General features: G+C 47.7%; 1 protein-coding gene. It reads left to right on the top strand.

From position 1 onward, the window contains the following. Window positions 1-220, top strand: a 220-nt coding sequence (locus FS628_RS31830) for a hypothetical protein (RefSeq protein WP_186328086.1), incomplete at both ends; no start/stop codon positions are given.

Genomic DNA, 220 nt, shown 5'->3' with positions numbered 1-220 from the left:
GGGTGGTTGAGGGTAATGCGGATGAGGGGGAGGAGATTGTAGATATATTTGTGGGGGGTGGGAATGAAGATATGGAGGAGGGGTTTGATGTTTTGGACTTGAGGATGGGTGAGGTGAAGGTGATAGATGAGAGATGTTGTGTTGGGATAGTTGGTGTATGTAGGTGTGTGAATATTTTGCTTGAGAAACTCGTCGTTGAGGGGATTGGTGGGATGGTTGG

Source organism: Paenibacillus xylanexedens, from assembly GCF_007676705.1.
Taxonomy (GTDB): Bacteria; Bacillota; Bacilli; order Paenibacillales; family Paenibacillaceae; genus Paenibacillus; species Paenibacillus xylanexedens_C.
This window is presented reverse-complemented; position numbering and strand designations above follow the sequence as displayed.